This window comes from Streptomyces siamensis (genome assembly GCF_039543605.1).
In the GTDB taxonomy this organism is placed as follows: Bacteria; Actinomycetota; Actinomycetes; order Streptomycetales; family Streptomycetaceae; genus Streptomyces; species Streptomyces siamensis.
The window spans coordinates 14,028-35,540 of record NZ_BAABKB010000047.1; the positions used below are offsets into that span (position 1 = coordinate 14,028).

19 protein-coding genes and 1 riboswitch are annotated in these 21,513 nt (G+C 71.1%); of the genes, 10 read left to right on the forward strand and 9 right to left on the reverse strand.

Annotation, left to right across the window (positions count from 1 at the left end; all coding sequences use genetic code 11):
• Positions 1-120: 120 nt before the first annotated feature.
• Positions 121-513, reverse strand: a complete 393-nt coding sequence (locus ABEB03_RS42125; protein ID WP_345658359.1) for a VOC family protein — start codon at positions 511-513, stop codon at positions 121-123.
• 382 nt (positions 514-895) lie between these two features.
• Between ABEB03_RS42125 and ABEB03_RS42130 the strand changes: the two genes are divergently transcribed.
• From ABEB03_RS42130 to sph, 3 genes are all read left to right on the forward strand, one after another.
• Positions 896-1,639 carry a phosphatase PAP2 family protein gene (locus ABEB03_RS42130; RefSeq protein WP_345658360.1) on the forward strand — a complete coding sequence of 248 codons (744 nt, stop codon included), beginning with the start codon at positions 896-898 and terminating at the stop codon, positions 1,637-1,639.
• Between the two features lie 354 nt (positions 1,640-1,993).
• Positions 1,994-2,704: a dienelactone hydrolase family protein gene (locus tag ABEB03_RS42135; RefSeq protein ID WP_345658361.1), complete on the forward strand. Its 711-nt coding sequence runs from the start codon at positions 1,994-1,996 to the stop codon at positions 2,702-2,704.
• A 266-nt stretch (positions 2,705-2,970) separates the two neighbouring features.
• Positions 2,971-3,969 (forward strand): sphingomyelin phosphodiesterase, encoded by a 999-nt coding sequence (sph, locus tag ABEB03_RS42140; RefSeq protein WP_345658362.1) that lies wholly within the window; start codon positions 2,971-2,973, stop codon positions 3,967-3,969.
• Positions 3,970-4,014: 45 nt separating this feature from the next.
• Here the strand turns inward: sph and ABEB03_RS42145 are convergent, their stop codons facing one another.
• The 6 genes from ABEB03_RS42145 to ABEB03_RS42170 form a co-directional block, all read right to left on the reverse strand.
• On the reverse strand, positions 4,015-4,953 hold the full coding sequence (locus tag ABEB03_RS42145) for an aldo/keto reductase (RefSeq protein WP_425589382.1): 939 nt from the start codon (positions 4,951-4,953) through the stop codon (positions 4,015-4,017).
• 89 nt (positions 4,954-5,042) lie between these two features.
• The gene (locus tag ABEB03_RS42150) at positions 5,043-5,603 is read right to left on the reverse strand and encodes a DinB family protein (protein WP_345658364.1); all 561 of its coding nucleotides are present in this window, start codon (positions 5,601-5,603) and stop codon (positions 5,043-5,045) included.
• A 299-nt stretch (positions 5,604-5,902) separates the two neighbouring features.
• Entirely contained in the window at positions 5,903-6,646 is a 744-nt protein-coding gene (locus tag ABEB03_RS42155; protein WP_345658365.1) for a hypothetical protein, read from the reverse strand.
• A gap of 158 nt (positions 6,647-6,804) precedes the next feature.
• Positions 6,805-7,335, reverse strand: a complete 531-nt coding sequence (locus ABEB03_RS42160) for a GNAT family N-acetyltransferase (RefSeq protein ID WP_345658367.1) — start codon at positions 7,333-7,335, stop codon at positions 6,805-6,807.
• Positions 7,336-7,422: 87 nt separating this feature from the next.
• Positions 7,423-7,851, reverse strand: coding sequence for a pantetheine-phosphate adenylyltransferase (gene coaD, locus ABEB03_RS42165; protein WP_345658368.1), 429 nt, complete (start codon positions 7,849-7,851; stop codon positions 7,423-7,425).
• A 203-nt stretch (positions 7,852-8,054) separates the two neighbouring features.
• Complete coding sequence (locus ABEB03_RS42170; RefSeq protein WP_425589383.1) at positions 8,055-9,146, reverse strand: LacI family DNA-binding transcriptional regulator; 1,092 nt, start codon at positions 9,144-9,146, stop codon at positions 8,055-8,057.
• Positions 9,147-9,339: 193 nt separating this feature from the next.
• Between ABEB03_RS42170 and ABEB03_RS42175 the strand changes: the two genes are divergently transcribed.
• The 5 genes from ABEB03_RS42175 to ABEB03_RS42195 all read left to right on the forward strand — a co-directional run bounded on the left by ABEB03_RS42175 (position 9,340) and on the right by ABEB03_RS42195 (position 17,112).
• Positions 9,340-10,263, forward strand: a complete 924-nt coding sequence (locus ABEB03_RS42175; RefSeq protein WP_345658369.1) for a carbohydrate ABC transporter permease — start codon at positions 9,340-9,342, stop codon at positions 10,261-10,263.
• Positions 10,264-10,267: 4 nt separating this feature from the next.
• Complete coding sequence (locus tag ABEB03_RS42180) at positions 10,268-11,212, forward strand: carbohydrate ABC transporter permease (RefSeq protein WP_345658370.1); 945 nt, start codon at positions 10,268-10,270, stop codon at positions 11,210-11,212.
• Between the two features lie 123 nt (positions 11,213-11,335).
• Positions 11,336-12,679: an ABC transporter substrate-binding protein gene (locus ABEB03_RS42185; RefSeq protein WP_345658371.1), complete on the forward strand. Its 1,344-nt coding sequence runs from the start codon at positions 11,336-11,338 to the stop codon at positions 12,677-12,679.
• 102 nt (positions 12,680-12,781) lie between these two features.
• Entirely contained in the window at positions 12,782-14,860 is a 2,079-nt protein-coding gene (locus tag ABEB03_RS42190) for a beta-galactosidase (protein WP_345658372.1), read from the forward strand.
• Positions 14,861-15,048: 188 nt separating this feature from the next.
• Positions 15,049-17,112, forward strand: coding sequence for an RICIN domain-containing protein (locus tag ABEB03_RS42195; protein ID WP_345658373.1), 2,064 nt, complete (start codon positions 15,049-15,051; stop codon positions 17,110-17,112).
• 93 nt (positions 17,113-17,205) lie between these two features.
• On the opposite strand, the gene ABEB03_RS42200 is transcribed toward ABEB03_RS42195, so the two are convergent.
• Positions 17,206-18,039, reverse strand: coding sequence for an alpha/beta fold hydrolase (locus tag ABEB03_RS42200; RefSeq protein ID WP_345658374.1), 834 nt, complete (start codon positions 18,037-18,039; stop codon positions 17,206-17,208).
• Complete coding sequence (locus ABEB03_RS42205) at positions 18,036-18,890, reverse strand: alpha/beta fold hydrolase (protein ID WP_345658376.1); 855 nt, start codon at positions 18,888-18,890, stop codon at positions 18,036-18,038. Before ABEB03_RS42205 ends, ABEB03_RS42200 begins: the two co-directional genes overlap by 4 nt.
• 165 nt (positions 18,891-19,055) lie before the next feature.
• A riboswitch (TPP riboswitch) is annotated at positions 19,056-19,150 on the forward strand.
• Here ABEB03_RS42205 and ABEB03_RS42210 point away from each other — a divergent pair.
• Both ABEB03_RS42210 and thiD read left to right on the forward strand, forming a co-directional pair.
• Positions 19,141-20,556, forward strand: coding sequence for a purine-cytosine permease family protein (locus ABEB03_RS42210; protein WP_345658378.1), 1,416 nt, complete (start codon positions 19,141-19,143; stop codon positions 20,554-20,556). (Overlaps the previous riboswitch by 10 nt.)
• A 48-nt stretch (positions 20,557-20,604) precedes the next feature.
• The gene (gene thiD / locus ABEB03_RS42215; RefSeq protein WP_345658380.1) at positions 20,605-21,435 is read left to right on the forward strand and encodes a bifunctional hydroxymethylpyrimidine kinase/phosphomethylpyrimidine kinase; all 831 of its coding nucleotides are present in this window, start codon (positions 20,605-20,607) and stop codon (positions 21,433-21,435) included.
• The last annotated feature ends 78 nt before the right edge of the window (positions 21,436-21,513 follow it).

Here is a 21,513-nt window from a genome sequence, read left to right on the forward strand (position 1 = left end):
TTCCTCGGGGTTCTCGGCAGGCTCGGCGGAGCTCCGGTGGCACTCGGGGCTCGGCGGGTGGGACGTCGGGTGCGGGCCGGGCGGGTGCCGCCGGGCCGTGCGAAGGGGGCGGCGGACCGCTCAGGGGGCGGGCTGGAGCAGGTCCCAGCGGTTTCCGTACAGGTCCTGGAAGACCACGACCGAGCCGTACGGCTCGTGCCGCGGCTCCTCCAGGAAGGTCACGCCGGCCGCCCGCATCCGCTCGTGGTCGCGGGCGAAGTCGTCGGTGTGCAGGAAGAAGCCCACGCGCCCGCCGGTCTGGTCGCCCACCCGGCCGCGCTGCGCGTCGTCCTTGGCCCTGGCCAGCAACAGCCCACTGCCGTCACGCCCGGCGTCCGGCGCGACGACGACCCAGCGTGAGCCGTCGGGCCGCGGCGTGTCCTCGACCAGCCGGAAGCCGAGGGCTTGGGTGTAGTGGCGGATCGCCTCGTCGTAGTCGTCGACGACGAGGGTGACCAGGGCGATGCGTCTCATCGGAGCCCCTCCAGGGTTATACGTAACACGTAGAGTACGGCATCCCGCCGTACGGTCGGGATGACCAGCGGAGGCGGCGTGCGTCACGGAGATTCGCGAGACGCGGAGCCGCCGGATTCGCGCCGTCGCGTACGCGGCGGAATCGGGCGGCTCCGCACAGGCGGCGGAATCCGACCGGCCACCCCGGGAACGCACGCGCCGCGCCGATCGTCTACTGTTCTGTAGACCGTCTACAGAATTGTAGTCACCGGGTGCGCGGTGTCCCGCGCACCCGTGGTGGAGGCGTGGTGGAAGGGGTCCCGATGTCCGCAGCAGCCCGGTGCGCGGCGTCGTCAGCAGCCCGGTTCGCGGCGTCGTCGCGCGCCGCCGACAGGACGCTGTCGTGAAGCGCGAGGACACCACGGAGCTCGCCGGTTCGGCGGCACTGGGCAGCGCGGTCGCGTTCGTGTTGCTGACGCTGGTCGTCGCCGGCCGCGGCGGGACCCCGCTGTTCGGCGACGAGAACCTGACCGCATGGTCGGTGGGGCACCGACCGGACGTGGCGCTCGCCCTGGCACGCGGCGTGACGGACACGGGCACCGGAGTCGTTCCGTACGTCCTGGCCGCCCTGGCGGGCCTCCTGGTCGCGCGGACGGCACGGCAGCGGCTCACCGCCGTCACCGCCTGCCTCTTGTGCCTGGCCGCCGCGCAGGCGGTCCGGTACGGAGTGATGTCGCTCGTCGCCCGCCCCCGCCCCGCGGCCGCCGACTGGGCCACCCACGCCTCGGGCTGGTCCTTCCCCTCGGGCCACACCACCACGTCGGCCGTCGCCGCCGGACTGCTCGCGCTCGCCGTGCTCGCCAGGGCTCCGCGCGGCCGCCTGCCGATCGCCCTGGCCATCGGCTGCTGGGCCGTTCTGGTCGGGCTGTCCCGGGTCTATCTGGGCGTCCACTGGTTCTCCGACGTCCTGGGCGGCTGGTTGTTCGCCACCTGCTGGCTCGGCCTGTGCGCCTACGTCCTCGCACGGTTCGCGCCCCGTGCCCACTCCGCGATATCGGCACCCTTCCTCCGCCCCGGCCCCACGACGGAAGAGGGCCGCCATGCATCGCACACGGAGCGGGAAGACCGCCCTCCATCTGCTCCGTAGGCCCCTCGGCCTGCTCCGTGGGCCCCTCGACCGCTCCGTGGTCACCTCGGCCGGGCCGTGGGCGCCGCCTACCTCGCCGCCGCGACGGCGCCCGGTCCGGGTCTGTGGCTGCGCCGCACCCACCATGTGGGCGCCCCGGGCACTCTCCACGACGCTGCCGAACCAGCCGCACGTCCTGCTCCCGGTCCTCGCGTACAGCCTGCTCCAGAAGGTGGCGGCGGGCCGGGTGGTGCGAGGCGCGCGACGGTGTCGGGCGCGCACATGGCATGGTGGAGATCGATCGTGAAGATCGCCACGGGCCCGCATCCCTCATCGGGTTCCCGTTCCGACTCTGCATCACAGGAGTGGACCGCCATGTCCGAGCTGCCGAAGTCGACGGGCGCCCCGGCCCGTCAGAACGTCACGTTCCCGAGCGCCGGAGGCACCGCGCACGGCTATCTCGCGCTGCCGCCGTCGGGATCGGGTCCGGGAGTGATCGTCATCCAGGAGTGGTGGGGCCTGACCGATCACATCGCGAACGTCGCGGACCGGCTGGCGGCGGAGGGCTTCGTGGCCCTCGCCCCGGACCTGTACGGCGGCAATGTCGCCCACGACAGCGGCGAGGCCCTGCGGATGATGCGTGAACTCCCCGTGGCGCGCGGCGTCGAACTGCTCTCCGGGGCCGTCGGCCATCTGCTGGCACTCCCCGAGGTCACCTCGGAGTCGGTGGCCTCGGTCGGCTTCTGCATGGGCGGCGGGTTTGTCATCGAGCAGGCCGCGGCCGACCCTCGCGTCGCCGCCGCGGTGCCCTTCTACGGAGTGGTCCAGGGCGAGCTGCCCGACTTCTCCCGTCTGAAGGCCCAGATCCTGGGGCACTACGGCGAACAGGACACGAGCATCACGAAGGAGAGCCGCGAGCGGCTGGTCGAGGCGATCGAGCGGCAGTCGGGCATCACTCCGGACATCCGTCTCTACCCCGCCGGCCACGCCTTCTTCAACGACGGCCGCCCGGAGACGTACGACCCCGGGTCCGCCGCGTCCGCGTGGCAGAGCACGCTGGCCTTCCTGCGGGAGCAGTTGGGCTGAGCGCGACACCACCGCGCCCGCTCGGCCAGGGACGGCACTTGGCGTCGCACGGCAGGCACCTCTTGTCACGTAGGAGGCACTTGGCCTCGCACGGGAAGCACTTCACGTCGCACGGGAGGCGCTTGGCCTCGCACGGGAAGCACTTCACGTCGCACGGGAGGTACTTCTTGCGGACATCATTTTCCCGCACGGTAGTTACCTGACGGTAATTCCCGGTGATTTGATGTGCGGCGCCACTCAACCCCCCTCACCCACAGGGAGATCCAGTGCCGCTCTCCTCAGCGCGCCGCACCCGGGGCGCAGCCGCGCTCACCCTCGCGCTCACCGCCGCGGGCCTCGCCGGAGCCGCGCCCGCGTCGGCCGCCGCCCCCTCGGCCGACGCCGCGACACCCGCGATGCGGGTTCTGACGTACAACGTCTTCCTCATGAGCAAGTCCCTCTACCCGAACTGGGGCCAGGACCACCGCGCCGCGGAGATCCCGAAGACCGCGTTCTTCCGCGGCAACGACGTCGTCGTGCTCCAGGAGGCGTTCGACAACGGCGCCTCCGACGCCCTCAAGAGCGCGGCGGCGGGCGGTTACCCGTACCAGACGCCGGTCGTCGGACGCAGCAGGAGCGGCTGGGACGCGACGGGCGGGGCGTACTCGTCGACCACTCCGGAGGACGGCGGGGTGACCGTACTGAGCAAGTGGCCGATCGTGCACAAGGAGCAGTACGTCTACAAGGACGCCTGCGGCGCGGACTGGTGGTCCAACAAAGGCTTCGCCTATGTGGTGCTGAACGTGAACGGCGCGAGGGTGCACGTCGTCGGAACCCATGCGCAGTCGACGGACCCGGGCTGCGGCGCGGGTGAGGCCGCGACCATGCGCAGCCGTCAGTTCAAGGCGATCGACGCGTTCCTGGACGCCAAGAACATCCCCGCGGACGAACAGGTCCTGGTCGCCGGTGACATGAACGTCGACTCCCGCACCCCGGAGTACGCCTCCATGCTCGCCGACGCGGACCTGGTGGGAGCGGACGCACGCACCGGGCATCCGTACTCGTTCGACACGCAGGAGAACTCCATCGCGCACGACCGTTACCCGACGGACCCGCGCGAGGACCTCGATTACGTGCTGCACCGGGCCGGCCACGCGCGCCCCGCGGCCTGGCGGAACGAGGTGGTCAAGGAGTCGTGCGCGCCGTGGACGGTGTCCAGTTGGGGCACCGACTACACGTACACGAACCTCTCCGACCACTACCCGCTGAGCGCGTACGCGGGCTGACGGGCGAGGGCCCCTGCCACGGCCGGCAGGGGCCCTCGGTCTCCTTCAGCGCTCTGCGGTGTCACCGGCCCCGGCGCGGACCGCGTCGAGGCGGGCCGTCTCCTCGTCGGTGAGGCGCAGCGCGCCGGCCGCCACGTTCTGTGCGAGGTGGTCCGGGTTGCCGGTGCCGGGAATGGCGAGCACGTGCGGACCCTGCCGGAGCGTCCACGCCAGGCGGACCTGGGCGGGCGTCGCGCCGTGTGCCTCCGCGACCGCGGTCACCTCGGGCTCGTCGGCCTCCCCCGGGCCCATCGCACCGCCCTGGCCGGCGATGGCGAAGAACGGCACGAACGCGATGCCCAGTTCGCCGCAGGCGCGCAGGACGGCGTCGGCCTGCGGATCCGGGGTGCCGAGCCCGAACTCGTTCTGCACGGACACCACCGGCGCGATCGCCCGAGCCTCCTCCAGGTGCCTGACCTCGACGTCGGAGACGCCCAGGTTCCGGACCAGGCCCGCCTCGCGCAGCTCGGCCAGCGCCCCGAAGTGCTCGGCGATCGAGTCCTGCCGCATGCGCCGCAGATACACCAGGTCGAGGTGGTCGCGGCCGAGCTGCCGCAGGTTCTCCTCGACATGCGCGCGCAGTTGGTCCGGCCTGGCCGAGGTGCCCCAGTCGCCCGCATAGTCGCGGTACGGGCCGACCTTGGTGGCGATCACCAGGTCGTCCGCGTACGGTGCCAGCGCGCTGTTGATCAACTCGTTCGCGGACCGCAGCGACGAGAAGTAGAAAGCGGCCGTGTCGATGTGATCGACGCCCAGCTCGACGGCCCGTCGCAGCACGGCGATCGAACGCCCCCGGTCGCTCGGCGTTCCGTGGTGGAACGCGGCGCTGCCCGTCAGCCGCATGGCCCCGAAACCGATCCGATTGACGCTGAGTTCGCCCAGCTTCCACGTTCCCGCGGCGTCCGCGGTGATCATCTCTGAGGTCATCGGGGCAGTTTGGCACATGCCGTCAGCCACGGCGGGACCGACGGACGTCCGGCCCGCACGGCTGTCCCGTCGGCGGCCCGGGCCGCGGAGCCGCGCCCCGGCTCACCTCACTGGCCGACCCTTCCGTCGACGCACTCGCGCAACAGGTCTGCGTGCCCGCAGTGTCGGGCGTACTCCTCGACTCTGTGGACCATCAGCTCCCGCACCGCGATCCCGTCCTTGCCCAGACGCTCACCCAGATCCGGGTGCTCGGCCAGCGCGGCGTCGGTCGCGGCCTGTTCGCGCTCCAGGTCGGTGTACGCGGCGTCGACCACGGCCTGCTCGGCGACGGCGCCGTCGAAGTCCGCGTCACGCTCGCCGTACAGTTTCGGCAGCGGGTCACCGTCGCTGATCCAGCTGCGCCAGTCCCGTTCCACCTCGGCGAGGTGGCGGAGCAGACCGAGCAGCGACATCGTCGACGGCGGAACGGACCGGCGGGCCAGTTGCTCCGCGTCCAGGCCCTCGCACTTCATCCGCAGGGTCAGGCGGTAGTTCGTCAGGTAGTCGTGGAGTGTGGCGAGCTCGCCGTCCGGGCCGGGCCCTTCGCTGTCGCGCGGGTCGTCGTCCGGGTCGATCCACATGTCGGGGTAGACGGTGGCCCGGGTCCAGCGTGCGGGATCATCGCTCATGCGCCCATGATCGTGCGTGAGGTCCCGAGACCGCCAGGCCTTTTCCGCCCCTTCCCGGCGACCCCCCACGCACGACGGCCCCCTGCTGTCGCAGGAGGCCGTCTGTGGGTGAAGCCGGCATCCCACGAGAGGATCCGTCTCCGTGCAGCATGCTAGTGCGCACCGCGTCGCGCGCCCGCCCGAGCAGTTCTCAACACGCCGGGCACAGCGCTCACCCGGCGTCCAGGAGGGGTCGTTCGGATCAGCCCGGTCCGCGATGTCCGGCACGGCCTGAACCTAGCCGGTCCGAACGACACCCTCTAGAGCTCCCGGTCCCCTTGCCAGGTGACTGCGGTCATGGCAGCCAGGCCGCCGTTGGCCAGGCCCCTGTAGGTCACCCTCCTGCCGGGGCCGAGCTCGCGCGCGACCTGTCGCGCCAGGTCCTTCCCCTCTCGGAACAGCCGAGCGAAGTCGGCGTCGTACTTGCCGTCCTCCAGGTCCCGGACGTACAGGTTCATCGTGGTGTCGATGCCGGCGGCCCACGTGCGCAGGGCCGTGACGAGCCCGTCGGACAGGCGCAGGGCGGCGGCCGGGTCGTCGGGGGCGAAGTCCCCGAATCCGTCGGCGCGCAGCGGGCCGAAGCCGAACTCGCCTTCCACCGTGACGTCCACCGGATGCGGTGGCGTGCCATGGCTGTCGCGCTCCCAGTACAGCCGGTCGCAGCCCCAGCACACCCACTTCGACGTGCTGTGGCGCTCGTCCCGGTAACGAACGGCCCATGACGGCCCGAGATGCCTGGCCAGCCGCCGGGTGACCGCCAGGCCCTGTCCGACATGCTTGCGCAGGGCCGGGCGGGAGACGAAACCCTCCGGCGGGCGGGCCAGCGACCACGAGCGCAGCGGATCGGCCAGGTCGTCCGGCAGACCGAGCCCGGGCGCGTCCAGCGCGATACCGCGGGTGAACGTCTCCACGTCCTCGGGCGCTCCGCCCTCGTACGGCTCGTACAAGGGAGACCGCTCGCCCCGGGCGTGCACCAGCACGTGTCGAGGTTCCTCAAGCGGCATACGAACTCCCTTGTTCCTGGGCGGGCTTCGATCCGTAGGCCCGCCGGGATCAAGCCTGCGCCCTGACGGCCCGACGGAAGGGCGCTGCCGGCCACCGTGCCGGTCGGCGTACTCGTCCGTCGTCGCCGCGCCCTGTCCGGCCGGTCACGCGCGAGCGGTCAGGCGGTCCACTCGTCGGCGAGCAGTCCGAGGACCACCACGTCCTTGAACCCGCCGTACACCCAGGCCGAGCGTCGCAGCGTGCCCTCGATCGTGAACCCGCACTTCCGCGCGGCCGCGATCATCGGCGCGTTGTCCGCCAGGGTCTCCACCTGCAGGCGCTGCATTCCGCGCACCGCGAAGCCGTACTCGCACAGCACCCGGACGATGTCCGAGCCCAGCCCCCGCCCGCGGAAGGCGGGCAGGACGGAAATGCCGAGGTGCGCGGTCCTGTTGTGGCTGTCGATGGACCACAGCATGGCCGCGCCGACCAGTTCCTGCGAGTCGAGGGCGACCACGGAGAACGGCGCCACCTTCTCCGACGGTTCGGACACCGCGAAGGGGGAGGCCGCCGAGTCCTGCCCGATCGGCTGCCAGGGCCGGGTGTCGCTCTGCGAGCGGACGGGCACGTCCTCGTGGAGCCCCGTGTGCAGCACGGACACGTCCGCTTCGTGCCGGGCCCTGAGCCCGACCTTTTCGCCTTTCATCATCCGGCATGACTACCTCACGGCACCGGATCGATCAATCGGATTGGCCCCCTCGTTGCCAGCCCACCTTCTGGAAGAGGCTCGCGCACGTCATCGATCGGGGACACGGTCCTGTTGGCTCATCGTGGTGACGAGGGTGGAGGAGATGTGGGCCAGGGCGGGGTCCGCAGCGATGAAGAACGTCTCGACTCCGGCCAGTTCGCGGTTCATGCGGGCCATCGGCATCTCGTGGTCCAGGTCGGGAACGCCACGGACTCCGCGGACGACGACGTCGATTCCGACTCGGCTGCAGTAGTCGACCAGCAGGCCGTCGGTGTGGGAGTCGACCGTGACGTTGCTCAAGTCGGTTGCTGCCGCGCGGAGCCGGTCCAGCCGTTCCGTGACGGAGAAACGGCCGGTCTTGTTCGCATTGACCATCACGCACACGACGACCTCGTCGAACAGGCGGGCAGCGCGCCGGAGTACGTCCTGGTGCCCTTGAGTGACCGGGTCGAAGGATCCTGGGAAGAGGGCTCGCATGATCGGAAAGAGTAACAAGCGGCCGTCCTCGGTACTGGGGTGCCGGGACAGCCGAACCACCGGGATCGAGCGTGGCTGGGCGAACGTCCAGCAGGCCGGGACAAGCGCAACGTCAGACGTGGATCACAGCCACGTGGGACACGCTCCAAAGACCACCCGGCATCGGACGGCACCCCCGCACGAACTCGCCGGACGGCCCGGCGCTACCGGCCCTCCGGCTCGGAAGCCGGCCGCCCCGTGCTGTCGCGCACCACCAGTTGCGTGGGCACGAGCGTGGTGCCGTGCTCCACCCCCTCCTGCCGCATCCTCCGCAGAACGCCCTCGACGCACAGCCGCCCGATCTCGGCGAAGTCCTGGTGCACCGTGGTCAGAGGAGGCAGGAAGGAGCCCGCCTCGGGGATGTCGTCGAAGCCGATGACGCTGACGTCCTCGGGGATCCTGCGGCCCCGCTCGTGCAGGGCCCGGAGCAGGCCCAGTGCCATCTGGTCGTTGGCGGCGAACACCGCGGTGCAGTCCGGTCGTTCGGCGAGGTGCAGCCCGGCACGGTAGCCGGACTCCGCCGACCAGTCGCCGCGCACCACGGGGGGTACGGTCCGGCCCGCGCCGGCGAGTTCGGCGCGCCAGGCGTCGGCTCGGCGCTGGGCCGCGAACGACTCCTCGGGACCGGCCAGGTGCCAGACCGTGCGGTGGCCGAGGTCCAGCAGGTGGCGGACCGCGGAGCGCGCTCCTCCGACCTGGTCGGTGTCGACCACGGTGTACCGGTCACCGGCGTCGGAGTCGGCCACGACGACCTGGACGTGCGGCGGCAGGGAGATCGTCGCGGTGTCGAGGAGATGGACCTCCATGATGACGATGACCGCGTCGACGGCGAGCTCGCCGAGCCGGGAGAAGGCTCCGCGCACCTCGTCCTGGGTCGGGACCGCGACGGGGAGCAGCGTGACGGCGTAGCCCTCCTGCGCCGCGGACGTGGCGATCGCCTCCAGGGTGCGCATGTTGCCCGTGGTGGAGAGGTTGAAGGTGATGACACCGATGGTGCGGAACTCGCCGCGCTTGAGGGCGCGGGCCGCGCTGTTGGGCCGGTAGCCCAGCTCCTTCATCGCGGCGAGCACCTGCCGCCGCGTCTCCTCGTTGACGCCCGCGTAGCCGTTGGACACGCGCGACACCGTCTGGGACGAGACGCCTGCCAGGCGGGCGACGTCCGCCATGGACGCGGTCTGCGCGCGGCGCCGGCCCCGCCGGCCGGTGAGCGTTCGTGCCCGGTCCTCGCTCGTCGAGGCACCGTCCGCTGTGTCCACCCGTCTCCCCTACTGCCCGAGTCTCAGATTCATCAGGTGACCCTTGACCACCGAGATGGGGGCAGTGTAGACATGCCGCCATCAGATGTTTACGTAAACATAACAGCCCGGAGCGAACTCGGGGCATCGATGTTTGCGTAAACATCGCGACGGCGCCCGGCGCCGGTTCCGAGATGGACGAGCGAGGAACGACATGACGACGCTTCAGCCACCGGCCGCGACACGGCCGCCGACCCGGCCACCGGCGAGACGGGACCGCCGCTCCTGGACGGGGTGGGGATTCATCGGCCCCTTCGCGGTGGTCTTCGCCTTTGTCTTCCTGGCACCCATCGCGTATTCGATCTACCTCAGCCTCTTCCGCGACCAGCTCATCGGCGGCACCACCTTCGTGGGGCTGGACAACTACCAACAGGCCCTTCAGGACGACCAGTTCTGGTCCTCACTCGCCCGCGTCTCACTGTTCCTGCTGGTCCAGGTGCCGATCATGCTGGGCATCGCGCTGCTCGTCGCCCTGGCCCTGGACAGCGGACGGCTCTACGGCCGGGACTTCTTCCGGATCTCGATCTTCCTGCCCTACGCGGTGCCCGCCGTGGTCGCGACCCTCATGTGGGGCTTCATGTACGGCACCCGGTTCGGTCTGGTCAGCGACATCAACGACGCCCTCGGTGTCTCGCTGCCCAACCCGCTGGGACCCGACCTGATCCTGGCGTCCATCGGCAACATCGTGACCTGGGAGTTCGTCGGCTACAACATGCTGATCTTCTACTCGGCACTCCGTGTCATCCCGCACTCCCTCTACGAGGCCGCGCAGATCGACGGCGCCGGACAGATACGCGTGATCACCGCGATCAAGCTCCCGGCCATCCGCGGCGCCCTGGTGATCGCGACGATCTTCTCGATCATCGGCACCTTCCAGCTCTTCAACGAGCCGAGCATCCTCCAGAAGCTGGCGCCCAACGCCATCACCACCGACTACACCCCGAACTACTACACCTACTCGCTGTCCTTCTCGGGCCAGCAGCACAACTACTCCGCCACGGTCGCCATCGTCATGGGCCTGATCACCATGGTCATCGCCTACGTCGTCCAGCTGCGCGGCATGCGCAAGGGAGCGTGAAGCGATGAGCACCCCCGTCAGCACCGTCTCCCAGCCCGCGCCCCCGCCGGCCGGTACCGCCGCCCCGGCGCCCCGGCTGCGCGCCGCACGCCGGCGCAGCCCCGGCCGCCCCCGGCGCAGCATGCTGCTCACCGCACTGACCGGACTGGTCCTGCTGTACTCCCTGGTCCCGCTGGTCTGGCTCGTCATCAGCGCCACCAAGACCCAGGAGGGGCTCGCCAGTTCGTTCGGACTGTGGTTCAACGGCGACTTCGCCCTGTGGGACAACATCAAGGAGACATTCACCTACAACGACGGCGTCTTCTCCCGCTGGCTGCTCAACACCGTCCTGTACGTGGTGGCCGGCGCGGGCGGTGCCACCCTGCTGGCCGTCCTCGGCGGTTACGCCCTCGCGAAGTTCGCCTTCCCCGGCAAGCGCGCAGTCTTCGCCGTCGTCATCGGCGCCGTCGCGGTACCGGGCACCGCCCTGGCCGTACCCACCTTCCTGATGTTCAGCAAGATGGGACTGACCGACACTCCCTGGGCCGTGATCATTCCGTCCCTCATCTCGCCGTTCGGCCTGTATCTGATGTGGGTCTTCGCGACCGAGGCCGTCCCCGGCGAACTGCTGGAGGCCGCCCGCATCGACGGCGCGGGTGAAGTGCGCACCTTCTTCCAGGTCGTTCTGCCCCTGCTCGCACCCGGCATCGTGACCGTCTCGCTGTTCACGATGGTCGCCACCTGGAACAACTACTTCCTGCCGCTGATCATGCTCAAGGACCCCGACTGGTACCCGCTGACCCTGGGCCTGAACAGCTGGAACGCCCAGGCCGCCACCGCCGGCGGACAGCCCGTGTTCCACCTGGTGATCACCGGATCGCTCATCACCATCCTGCCGCTGATCGCCGCCTTCCTCCTGCTCCAGAAGTACTGGCAGTCCGGACTCGCCGCCGGAAGCGTCAAGGAGTAGGCCCGCGCCCCGGCTTCCCGCCTCCGCACCACGGCGCACCCGCTCCCCCACCCCCCGACTCCCCCACAGCTCCTCAACCCTCATCAGGCACGGTTTCGGCCACGACGAAGTGGAAGCACCTCCATGCACATGAACCCCCGCCGCCTGCTGCGCGGCCTCGCCCTGGTCTCCGCCCTCGCCCTGGGCGCGACCGCCTGCGGTGGCTCCGACGACAGCGACGCCGCGCAGAAGGCGGTGTCCGCGAAGGACATCGACGCGGCCCTCAAGAAGGGCGGCAACCTCACGGTCTGGGCCTGGGAGCCCACCCTGAAGCAGGTCGTCGCCGACTTCGAGAAGGAACACCCCGCCGTCCACGTCAAGCTCGTCAACGCGGGCACCGGCAACGACCAGTACAAGGCTCTGCAGAACGCGATCTCCGCGAAGAAGGGCGTCCCCGACGTCGCGCAGATCGAGTACTACGCGCTGGGCGAGTACGCGCTGACCAAGGGGCTCGACGACCTGAAGCCGTACGGCGCGGACAAGCTCGCGGACAAGTACTCGCCCGGCCCGCTGAACGCCGTGAAGGCCGGGACCGAGAACATCTACGCCCTGCCGATGGACTCCGGGCCGATGGCGCTGTTCTACAACAAGAAGGTCTTCGACAAGTACAAGATCAAGGTGCCGACCACCTGGGACGAGTACCTGACGGCCGCCCGCGACCTGCACAAGGCCGACCCCAAGGCGTACATCGCCAACGACACCGGCGACGCGGGAGAGACCACGAGCCTGCTGTGGCAGGCCGGTTCGCGGCCCTACAAGGTCGACGGCACCACCGTGAAGATCGACTTCTCGGACGCAGGCGCGAAGAAGTACACCGAGGTCTGGCAGAAGCTCATCGACGAGAAGCTGCTCGCGCCGATCACCGGCTGGAGCGACGACTGGTACAAGGGACTGGGTGACGGCACCATCGCCACCCTGGCCACCGGTGCCTGGATGCCCGCCAACTTCGCCTCCGGTGTGAAGGCCGCCTCCGGCGACTGGCGCGCGGCGCCGCTGCCCGCGTGGACCGCCGGCGACAAGGCCAGCGCGGAGAACGGCGGAAGCTCGCTCGCGCTGCCCGCGCTGGGCAAGAACAAGGAACTCGCCTACGCCTTCGTCGAGTACGCGAACGCCGGCAAGGGTGTGCAGACCCGCCTCGCCGCGGGCGCGTTCCCCGCGACCACCGCGGACCTCCAGTCCAGCTCGTTCCAGAACACCGAATTCCCCTACTTCGGCGGGCAGAAGGCCAACAAGGTCTTCGCGGACTCGGCCGCGAACGTCGCCGCGGACTGGTCGTACCTGCCCTACCAGGTCTACGCCAACTCCATCTTCAACGACACCGTCGGCAAGGCCTACGTCTCCGGCACCAAGCTGACCGCCGGTCTGCAGACCTGGCAGGACGCCTCCGTCAAGTACGGCAACGAGCAGGGCTTCACCGTTCAGAAGTAGCCGGCCCGGAAGCGACCGACCGGAAGCGTCCCCGTGGGCGCGACCGGTCGGGCGCGCCCACGCACCCCGTGCCGCACCGTGCGGAACACCGGAAGGACCACCATGATCTCCACCCTCCTGTCCCAGCACCCCCATGGGCCGGACGGTGACCCCACCCCGCGTCTCGCGTACGGCGCCGACTACAACCCCGAGCAGTGGCCGCGCGAGGTGTGGCAGGACGACATCCGGCTGATGCAGGAGGCCGGCGTCAACATCGTCTCCGTGGGGATCTTCTCCTGGGCACGCATCCAGCCGGCCGAGGACGAGTGGGACTTCGCCTGGCTGGACGACGTGATGGACCTGCTGCACGCGGGTGGCATAGGCGTCGACCTGGCCACCGCCACGGCGTCCCCGCCGCCCTGGCTCACCACGGCGCACCCGGAGATCCTCCCGGTGACCGCGTCCGGTGAGACGGTGTGGCCGGGCGCGCGGCAGCACTGGCGGCCCACCTCGCCCGTCTTCCGCGCCCACGCGCTGCGCCTGGTGCGGAAGATGGCCGAGCGGTACGCGCACCACCCCGCGCTGGTGGCCTGGCACGTCTCCAACGAGCTGGGCTGCCACAACGTCTACGACTTCTCGGACGACGCCGCCCGCGCCTTCCGCGACTGGCTGCGCGTGCGCTACAGCACCCTCGACGGGCTCAACCACGCCTGGGGCACGGCGTTCTGGTCGCAGCGGTACAGCGACTGGGAGCAGATCCTGCCGCCCCGGCTGGCCGCCTCCCACCCCAACCCCACGCAGCAGCTGGACTTCAAGCGGTTCTCGTCCGACGCGCTGAAGGAATACCTGCGGGCGGAGCGGGACGTGCTCCGGGAGATCACCCCGGACGTCCCCGTGACCACGAACTTCATGGTCATGGGCGGCACCAAGGGCATGAACTACGCCGACTGGGCCGACGAGATCGACTTCGTCTCCAACGACCACTACGTGGTGCCCGATCCGCAGGACCGGGACGAACTGTCCTTCTCCGCCAACCTCGTCAGCGGCATCTCCGGCGGACGCCCGTGGTTCCTGATGGAACACTCCACGAGCGCCGTCAACTGGCAGCCCGTCAACGTGGCCAAGCGCCCGGGCGAGCTCGCCCGCGACTCGCTCCTGCACGTCGCGCACGGCGCCGACGCGGTCTGCTTCTTCCAGTGGCGCCAGTCGGCCGCGGGCGCCGAGAAGTACCACTCGGCGATGGTGCCGCACGCCGGGTCCGACAGCGACGTGTTCCGTGCGGTGACCGGGCTCGGCCGGACCCTGCGGGAGCTCGCCCCGGTCGCCGGGTCCACGCGGGAGCCGGCCCGGGTCGGGATCGTCTTCGACTGGGAGTCGTGGTGGGCGAGCGAGCAGGACTCGCACCCCACCTCCCTGCTCGACTACCGGCGGGAGGCCCTCGACTGGTACTCCGCCCTGCTCGCGCTCGGCGTCCGGGCGGACGTCGTCACTCCGCGAGCCGACCTCGACACGTACCAGGTCCTGATCGCCCCGGTGCTGCACGTGGTCCCCGCGGCGCTCGCCAAGCAGCTCACCCGGTACACCGAGAACGGCGGCCACCTGGTCACCACGTACTTCTCCGGAGTCGTGGACGAGAACGACCACGTGTGGCTCGGCGGTTATCCGGGCGCCCTGCGCGAGCTGCTCGGCATCCGCGTCGAGGAGTTCGGGCCGCTGCTCGACGGCGACACGGCCGACGTCCGGCTGGGCGACGGCGTGCCGGACGGGGCCGCGGGGCGCGTCACGTCGGGCACCCTGTGGACCGACCGGATCTCGGTGGACGACCCCGAGGTGGAGGTGCTGGCGCGATACCTCACCGGCCCCTTCGCCGACCGTCCCGCCGTCACCCGCCGCACGTTGGGCCGGGGTTCGGCCACGTACGTCTCCACCAGGCTCGGCCCGGACGGCCTCAGCGGTCTGCTGCCCGCGTTGCTCGCCCACGCCGAGGTCGGCAGTGAACTGCCCGACGGCGCACGGGGAAAGGTCGAGCTGGCCGTGCGCCGCGACGCCGCCGGCCGCTACCTCTTCCTCGTCAACCGCACCGACGAGCCGGTGCCGGTCGCCGGGCTCACCGGAGAACCGCTGACCGGCGGCGCCGAGGAGGACGGAACGCTCGTCCTGTCCCCCAGGGGCGTCGCCGTGCTGCGGCAGCCGGCGACCTGACGACCAGGGGGTTCGTTCGGATCGGCCCGGACTCGAGCTGATCCGAACGAACCCCCTAGGTCCGTCGCGCGGTCGCCCTCCCCTGACACCCCCGGACGGTCAGGCGCCCGTCCGGGGGTCGTTCCGCCGTGCCCCGCGCGGGGCACGGCGGTGCACCGAAACGTCGATCGACGAGTTGGGAGCACACATTGGCACGCCGTACCCGCACAAGACGGCTTCTGGGAACCATCTCCGTCACCGCCCTGGCCACCGGGGCAGCCCTGCTCACCGCCCCGCCGACGCAGGCGGAGACCTCCGCGGCGGCCCAGGCGTCCGTCACCGTCCGGCCCGATCCCTCCTACAAGGAGCAGAGCTTCGAGGGCTGGGGCACCAGCCTGGTCTGGTTCGCCGACGCCACCGGGGACTACCCGCCGGAGATCCGCGAGAAGCTGGCTCACCTGCTCTTCGACGACGACGGCCTCGCGCTCAACATCGCCCGCTACAACATAGGCGGCGGCAACGCCCCCGACGTCCAGGACTACCTGCGTGCCGGCGGGGCCGTCGACGGCTGGTGGAAGGCACCGGAGGGCACCACCCGCACGGACACCGACTGGTGGAGCGCCGACGACGCGGCCGACTGGAACCCGGACGCCGACGCCACGCAGCGCTGGTGGGTGGACCGGATCAAGAAGGACGTCGACCACTGGGAGACGTTCAGCAACTCCCCACCCTGGTTCATGACGAAGAGCGGCTACGTCTCGGGCGGGTTCGACGCCGACGCGGACCAGCTCAAGGAGGAGTCCGTCGACGACTTCGCCGCCTACCTGGCGGGGGCGACCGCGCGTCTGGAGAAGGCGCACCACATCAAGGTCGACACCCTCGACCCGTTCAACGAGCCCAACACCGGTTACTGGAGCACACGGCTGGGCGCGGACGGCGAGCCGGTCGGCGGCCGTCAGGAAGGCGCCCACATCGGACCGGAGCTCCAGCAGAAGGTGATCCGGGCGCTGGCCCCGGCCCTGAGGGCCGCGAGGACGGGCACGAAGATCTCGGCGATGGACGAGACCAACCCGGGCCTGTTCACGCAGAACTGGAACACCTACCCGCAGGACGTCCGCTCGCTGGTCGGCCGGATGAACGTGCACACCTACGGCACGAGCGGGCGCACCAGTGTCCGCGACCTGGCCAAGGCGGCGGACAAGCCGCTGTGGATGAGCGAGGTCGAGGGCGACTGGGGCGACGGGCAGAGCTTCACGGACATGCGGCCCGGTCTCGGCCTGGCCCAGCAGATGGTCGACGATCTGCGCGAACTCGAGCCGCGGGCCTGGGTGTTCTGGCAGCCCGTCGAGGACTACGACAACATGAAGCCGGGCGGGGAGTCGGCCAAGGGCGGCAACTGGGGCAGCATCCAGGTCCCGTTCAGCTGCACGTCGGCGGACACCCTGGAGACGTGCCCGGTCCGCACGAACACCAAGTTCGACACGGCCCGCAATTTCACCCACTACATCAAGCCGGGCGACCGGCTCGTCAAGACCGACGACAGGTCCAGCGCCGCCGCCGTGTCCAAGAGCGGCAACGCGGCGACCGTCGTGCACGTGAACAGCTCCACCGACTCCCGTACGGTGACGATCGACCTGTCCGGGTTCGGTCACATCGCGGGCAACGCGGCGGTCACTCCCGTCGTGACGAGCTCCGACGGCAAGCTGGTGCGCGGGACGCCGGTCCGGGTCAGCGGGCGGCAGGCGACCTTCACCGTGCCCGCCCAGTCGGTGACGTCGTTCCTCGTCAAGGGCGTGTCCGGGGTGGCCGAGGACGCGGCCCTGCTGCGCGAGGGCCGCGCCTACGAGCTGACCGGTGTGCAGAGCGGCAAGGACCTGACCGTCGCGGACGACGGCACCAAGCTCGTCATCAGGTCCGCGGGCACCGGGCCGGGCGACGCGGGACAGCGGTGGCGGCTGCTCCAGGTCACCGGTGACACCGGCAGCCGGCAGCGTTACGTGTTCGCCGACGCGGTCGGGGGCAGGCGGCTGGCCGTGCGGGGCGGAGCCCCGGTGGTGGAGGCGGACAGCGGTCCGCGCGACAGGGCCACGCAGTGGATCATGTCGACCACCGGCGACGGCACGTGGACGCTGGTGAACGCGGCCACCGGCGGGTTGCTGGAGGTGGGCGGCCAGGCCACCGCCGAAGGGTCGGCGGTCACGATGTGGACGCCGAACTCCGGCGCCAACCAGCGTTGGAGAATCACCGACGTGACGGACCGTCGGGCTTCGTAGGCCTGGCTGTCTCGCCCCCCCTGCGCCCGTGCGTGTGCCCGCCCTTCCGGGGCGGGCACATCGGCGTCCGCGGGATGCCGGGACCGCGGATCGTCAGGGCGTGGCGGAGGTGCCGGGGTGCTCGATGCCCGCGACGAAGGCGGCGATGTCGGCGACCACCCGCTCGGGCTGTTCCCAGTGGACGGCATGACCCGTCCCCTCGTAGGCGAGCAGGCGTGATCCGTGGATGGCGTCGAGGATCGTCTGCTGGTCCTCGCGGGGCAGGATGCCGTCCTGCTCTCCCCAGATCACGAGAGTGGGCACCAGGATGCCCGCGAGGGTGGCGCGGAGATCGGCCTGCAGCAGACCGTCCAGGGTCTCCTGCCAGACGTGCGCGGGAACTTTGAGGTTCTCCTCGACCATGGTCTCGACGAGGCCACGGGCGACCGGGCGGTCCCCCACGGCGGCGGCCATGAAGGCCTCGACGACATCGCGTGGCACGGGATCCGACAGCCCCTGCACGCTCTCCCGCATCGCGTCGACCGCCGGTTTGTCCGCGAGCGTCGCCGGCACACCGAGCAGCACCAGCCCGGCGATCCGGTCGGGGTGGCTGCCCGCGACGATCCGGGCCGGCACGCCGCCGGCGGCGGCGCCGACGAGGACGGCGCGCGGGATGTCCGCGGCGTCGAGGAAGGCCACGAGGTCGGCGGCGAAGTCCTCGGGCGCGTACCCGGTGGCAGGGCGGTCGGCGTCGCCGTGGCCGCGCAGGGTGGGCGCGTATCCGTGCAGGGCCGCCGGCAGACGCCGCAGCAGGGGCTCGAAGGACCACCAGGAGTCGGCCAGCCCGTGGACGAGGACGAGCGGTGTGCCCCCGGGGTACCCGGCCTCGGCGTACGGGAGGGTGGGTCCGTCGCGCAGCTGCGCGGACTTCAGGGAGATCACGGTCACGGCGTGCTGCCTCCTTCGGCCCGTCCGCCCGGGGCCGGCAGCCGGGAGATGAAGCGGGTGAGCGCGTCGACGTACTGCTCCGGGTGGGTGATGTGGGGGATGTGCCCAGCCCCTTCGAGGACCTGGTACCGCGCCTGTGGCACGGCCGCCGCCAGCCGGTCGAGGACCCTCGCCGTCCAGGGCGGGCTCTCGGAACCCCGGCTCAGCAGCAGCGGTACGGAGCAGCGGGCGAGGCCGTCGAGATCCAGGGTCGCCCAGCCGGGGTCGGACTGTTCGTCCAACCAGGTGGGCGCGTTGTGCACGAACGTCTCGCGCACCTCGGCCGGCAGCCGGTCCCACATGCCCGGCCCGAGGGCGACCTCCTCCACGAACAGCCAAGCGGCCTGCTCGTACTCGCCGTTGCGCAGATGGTCGAGGGTGGCGTCGATCGTGGCCTGGGTCGGGCGGAGTTCCGCCATGGCGTCCTGGTCGTCGGCGACGATCGCGAAGAGCGGGGGTTCGTGGGCGGTGACGCTCCGGAACAGTCCGGGGCTGCGTGTGGCCAGGCCCAGCGTGATCGAGGCCCCGAAGGAGTTGCCCGCCACGTGCGCGGACGCCCCCGCCACCTGCTCGATCACGGCCGCGAGGTCGTCCTCGTCCTCGCGCCGGGTGCCCTGACCCGGTGCCGCCTCACTGCGGCCGTGGCCCCGCCGGTCGTAGGTGATCACCCGGAACGACGCGCGGGCGTCGGCGTCGATGGCCGGCCGCCACGACATGTGGTCGTTCCAGGAGCCGTGGACCAGGACGAGCGGGTCGCCCTCCCCGACGACCTGGTAGTGGATGCCCAGGTCGCCCGAGTGAAGAAGCGGCATGCCGTGACTCCTCAGCGCGTCCGGGGATGACAGGGCTGCGGGCCGGCCCGCCATACGGTTGCCCCCAGTGTCCGCCGGGACGTGTGCGGCGTCGCCCCCGCGTCGGACATACGGGCTAACACCTGGGCTCACCCGCCGGGCGCGGCGTCCGTTAGGGTGTGCGTCGTACCGGACACGGGGTGCCCCGATCGAGGGCTGAGATCACACCCGTCGAACCTGAACCAGTTCGTACTGGCGGAGGGATGTCTTCATGCCATTGGCGCATGTTTCCGGCGGGCTGCCCGCCGACGGCCGGCCCGCCGTCTTCGACGGCAGGATGCCGAGCGCTCCCGGTGACCTGAGGGTCGAGGGACACGGAATCGAGCCCGTCCCCGAGGGGAACCGGTACGGCGGGGCGGGACGGCTGTTCACGGTGTGGTTCGCCCCCAATCTGACCATGACGGGTGTGTTCACCGGGACCATCGGCGTCGCGCTCGGCCTGGACTTCGGCACGGCGCTCGCCGCGGTCGTCCTGGGCACCGTGCTGGGCGCCCTGCCCACCGCGTATCTGAGCACCTGGGGCGGCCTCACCGGCACCGGTCAACTCCCTCTGGCGCGGCTGGCCTTCGGCCGTGCCGTGGCGCTGCCCGGCATCCTGCAGTGGGTGTCGTCGGTGGCCTGGGACGCGCTGATCGGGCTGTTCGGCGGGGACGCGCTGGCCCGGCTGTGCGGGTGGCCGTTCTGGGTCGGCGTACTGGTCATGATGGCCGCGCAGGGCGCCCTGGGCGTCCTGGGGTACGAGGCGATCCACCGCCTCCAGATCGTCATGACCTTCGTGCTCGCCGTCTCGTTCGCGGTCATCGCCTGGCGGATGCTGGACGGTGTCCACCCCGCCTCGACGGGTGCGGCGGTGGGTGCCGACCGTGCGGGCGCGTTCGTGCTGACCAGCACCATCGCGCTGAGCCTCGCCCTGTCCTGGGCGCCGTACGCGACGGACTTCAGCCGGTATCTGCCGCGGGGCACCTCCCGTCCGCGCATGTTCTGGTGCACGTTGCTGGGTCTCGTGGTGTCGTTCGTGGCCGTGCAGGTCCTCGGACTGTGGGGCGCGTCCGTGCTCACGGACCAGACGGCCGCGGGCGTCGACGAGTTGCTGGGCGGCGGGGCCGCCGGCGCGTTCGGACTGCTGGCGGTGGCGCTGGCGGCGGTGTGCAGCAACGCGATGAACGACTACAGCGGCTCGCTGGCGCTGCAGACCGTGGGGGTGCGTGTGCCCCGCCCGGTGGCCGCCGCGCTCGCCGCCGTGCTCGGCTTCCCGCTGGTGCTGTGGATGCACGCGGCCGACACCACCACGCGTTTCCAGAACGTGCTGCTGTTCGTCGGCTACTGGATCCCCGGGTTCGTCGCGATCGTCGTCGTGGACTGGGTCGCACGGGCCCGCGCCCGCGGTGGTGCGGCGTTCGACGTCACCGCCGAGGTGTCGCTGCCGCAGCCGGCCTGGCCCGCGCTGCTGGCGTTCGTCGCCGCGTTCGCCGCGGCCGTCCCGTTCATGGACACCGGACTGTACGTGGGTCCGGTCGCCGAAGCCCTGCACGGCGCCGACCTCTCCTACTACGTGGCGTTCCTCGTCGCGCTCGCCGTGTACGCCCCGCTGCGGTCGCGCGTCCGCACCGCCGTTCCCGTCCGCTGACGGCCCTGCACGCCGTCCGCACGCTGCACCGCTGAGAGGAGCACCCCCATGCCCCGGCCACCCCTGGTCCTGACGATCGCCGGTTCCGACTCCGGCGGTGGCGCCGGAATCCAGGCCGACCTGAAGACGATGCTGGCGCTCGGCGCGCACGGCATGAGCGTGATCACCGCGGTCACGGCACAGAACTCGGTGGGTGTGCAGGGTGCTTGGGAACTGCCCGTGGAGGCGGTGCGCGCCCAGTACCGCAGCGTCGTCGACGACATCGGCGTACAGGCCGTGAAGACGGGGATGCTGGCGTCGCCCGGTCTGGTCACGGCGGTGGCCGAACTGCTGGCGGACGTGCCCGCTCCCGTCGTCGTCGATCCGGTGAGCGTCTCCAAGCACGGGGACCGGCTGCTGGCCGACGACGCGCTGGACGCGGTCCGCGGCCGGCTGCTGCCGCTGGCGACGGTGGTGACGCCCAATCTCGACGAGGTCGCCGAGCTCACGGGCGTGACCGTGGAAGACGAGACGGGCATGCGCCGGGCGGCCGGGCGGCTGCTGGACTTCGGCCCCCGCTGGGCCCTGGTGAAGGGCGGTCATCTTCCGGGACAGGCCGTCGATCTGCTCACCGACGGGACCCAGGAGCACTGGCTGCGCGCGCCGCGGCACGACAACCGGCACACCCACGGCACGGGGTGCACCCTCGCCTCGGCGATCGCGGTGGGGCTGGCCGAGGGCCGTTCGGTGCCCGACGCGGTGCGCCAGGCCAAGGAGTACGTCACGTCGGCCATCGCGGCGGGCTTCGCGCTCGGTGCCGGCATCGGCCCCGTCGACCACGGATGGCGGCTGCGGGAGCGGCCCCAGGAACTCACCGCGCGGACAACGCCTTCAGGCTGAACGCCGCGGCCCCCGCCGTCCGTACTTGACCAGGAGAGCGACAGTCGACTGCTCGCCCGTCAGGTACGCGGGGACGCA

What these genes read in the sequence shown, in the direction of transcription:
- ABEB03_RS42125 (WP_345658359.1), bottom strand. Translation starts at nt 513, where the DNA reads ATGAGACGCATCGCCCTGGTCACCCTCGTCGTCGACGACTACGACGAG.
- ABEB03_RS42135 (WP_345658361.1), top strand. Translation starts at nt 1,994, where the DNA reads ATGTCCGAGCTGCCGAAGTCGACGGGCGCCCCGGCCCGTCAGAACGTC.
- ABEB03_RS42145 (WP_425589382.1), bottom strand. Translation starts at nt 4,953, where the DNA reads ATGTGCCAAACTGCCCCGATGACCTCAGAGATGATCACCGCGGACGCC.
- ABEB03_RS42150 (WP_345658364.1), bottom strand. Translation starts at nt 5,603, where the DNA reads ATGAGCGATGATCCCGCACGCTGGACCCGGGCCACCGTCTACCCCGAC.
- ABEB03_RS42155 (WP_345658365.1), bottom strand. Translation starts at nt 6,646, where the DNA reads ATGCCGCTTGAGGAACCTCGACACGTGCTGGTGCACGCCCGGGGCGAG.
- ABEB03_RS42160 (WP_345658367.1), bottom strand. Translation starts at nt 7,335, where the DNA reads ATGATGAAAGGCGAAAAGGTCGGGCTCAGGGCCCGGCACGAAGCGGAC.
- coaD (WP_345658368.1), bottom strand. Translation starts at nt 7,851, where the DNA reads ATGCGAGCCCTCTTCCCAGGATCCTTCGACCCGGTCACTCAAGGGCAC.
- ABEB03_RS42175 (WP_345658369.1), top strand. Translation starts at nt 9,340, where the DNA reads ATGACGACGCTTCAGCCACCGGCCGCGACACGGCCGCCGACCCGGCCA.
- ABEB03_RS42180 (WP_345658370.1), top strand. Translation starts at nt 10,268, where the DNA reads ATGAGCACCCCCGTCAGCACCGTCTCCCAGCCCGCGCCCCCGCCGGCC.
- ABEB03_RS42185 (WP_345658371.1), top strand. Translation starts at nt 11,336, where the DNA reads ATGCACATGAACCCCCGCCGCCTGCTGCGCGGCCTCGCCCTGGTCTCC.
- ABEB03_RS42190 (WP_345658372.1), top strand. Translation starts at nt 12,782, where the DNA reads ATGATCTCCACCCTCCTGTCCCAGCACCCCCATGGGCCGGACGGTGAC.
- ABEB03_RS42205 (WP_345658376.1), bottom strand. Translation starts at nt 18,890, where the DNA reads ATGCCGCTTCTTCACTCGGGCGACCTGGGCATCCACTACCAGGTCGTC.
- ABEB03_RS42210 (WP_345658378.1), top strand. Translation starts at nt 19,141, where the DNA reads ATGCCATTGGCGCATGTTTCCGGCGGGCTGCCCGCCGACGGCCGGCCC.
- thiD (WP_345658380.1), top strand. Translation starts at nt 20,605, where the DNA reads ATGCCCCGGCCACCCCTGGTCCTGACGATCGCCGGTTCCGACTCCGGC.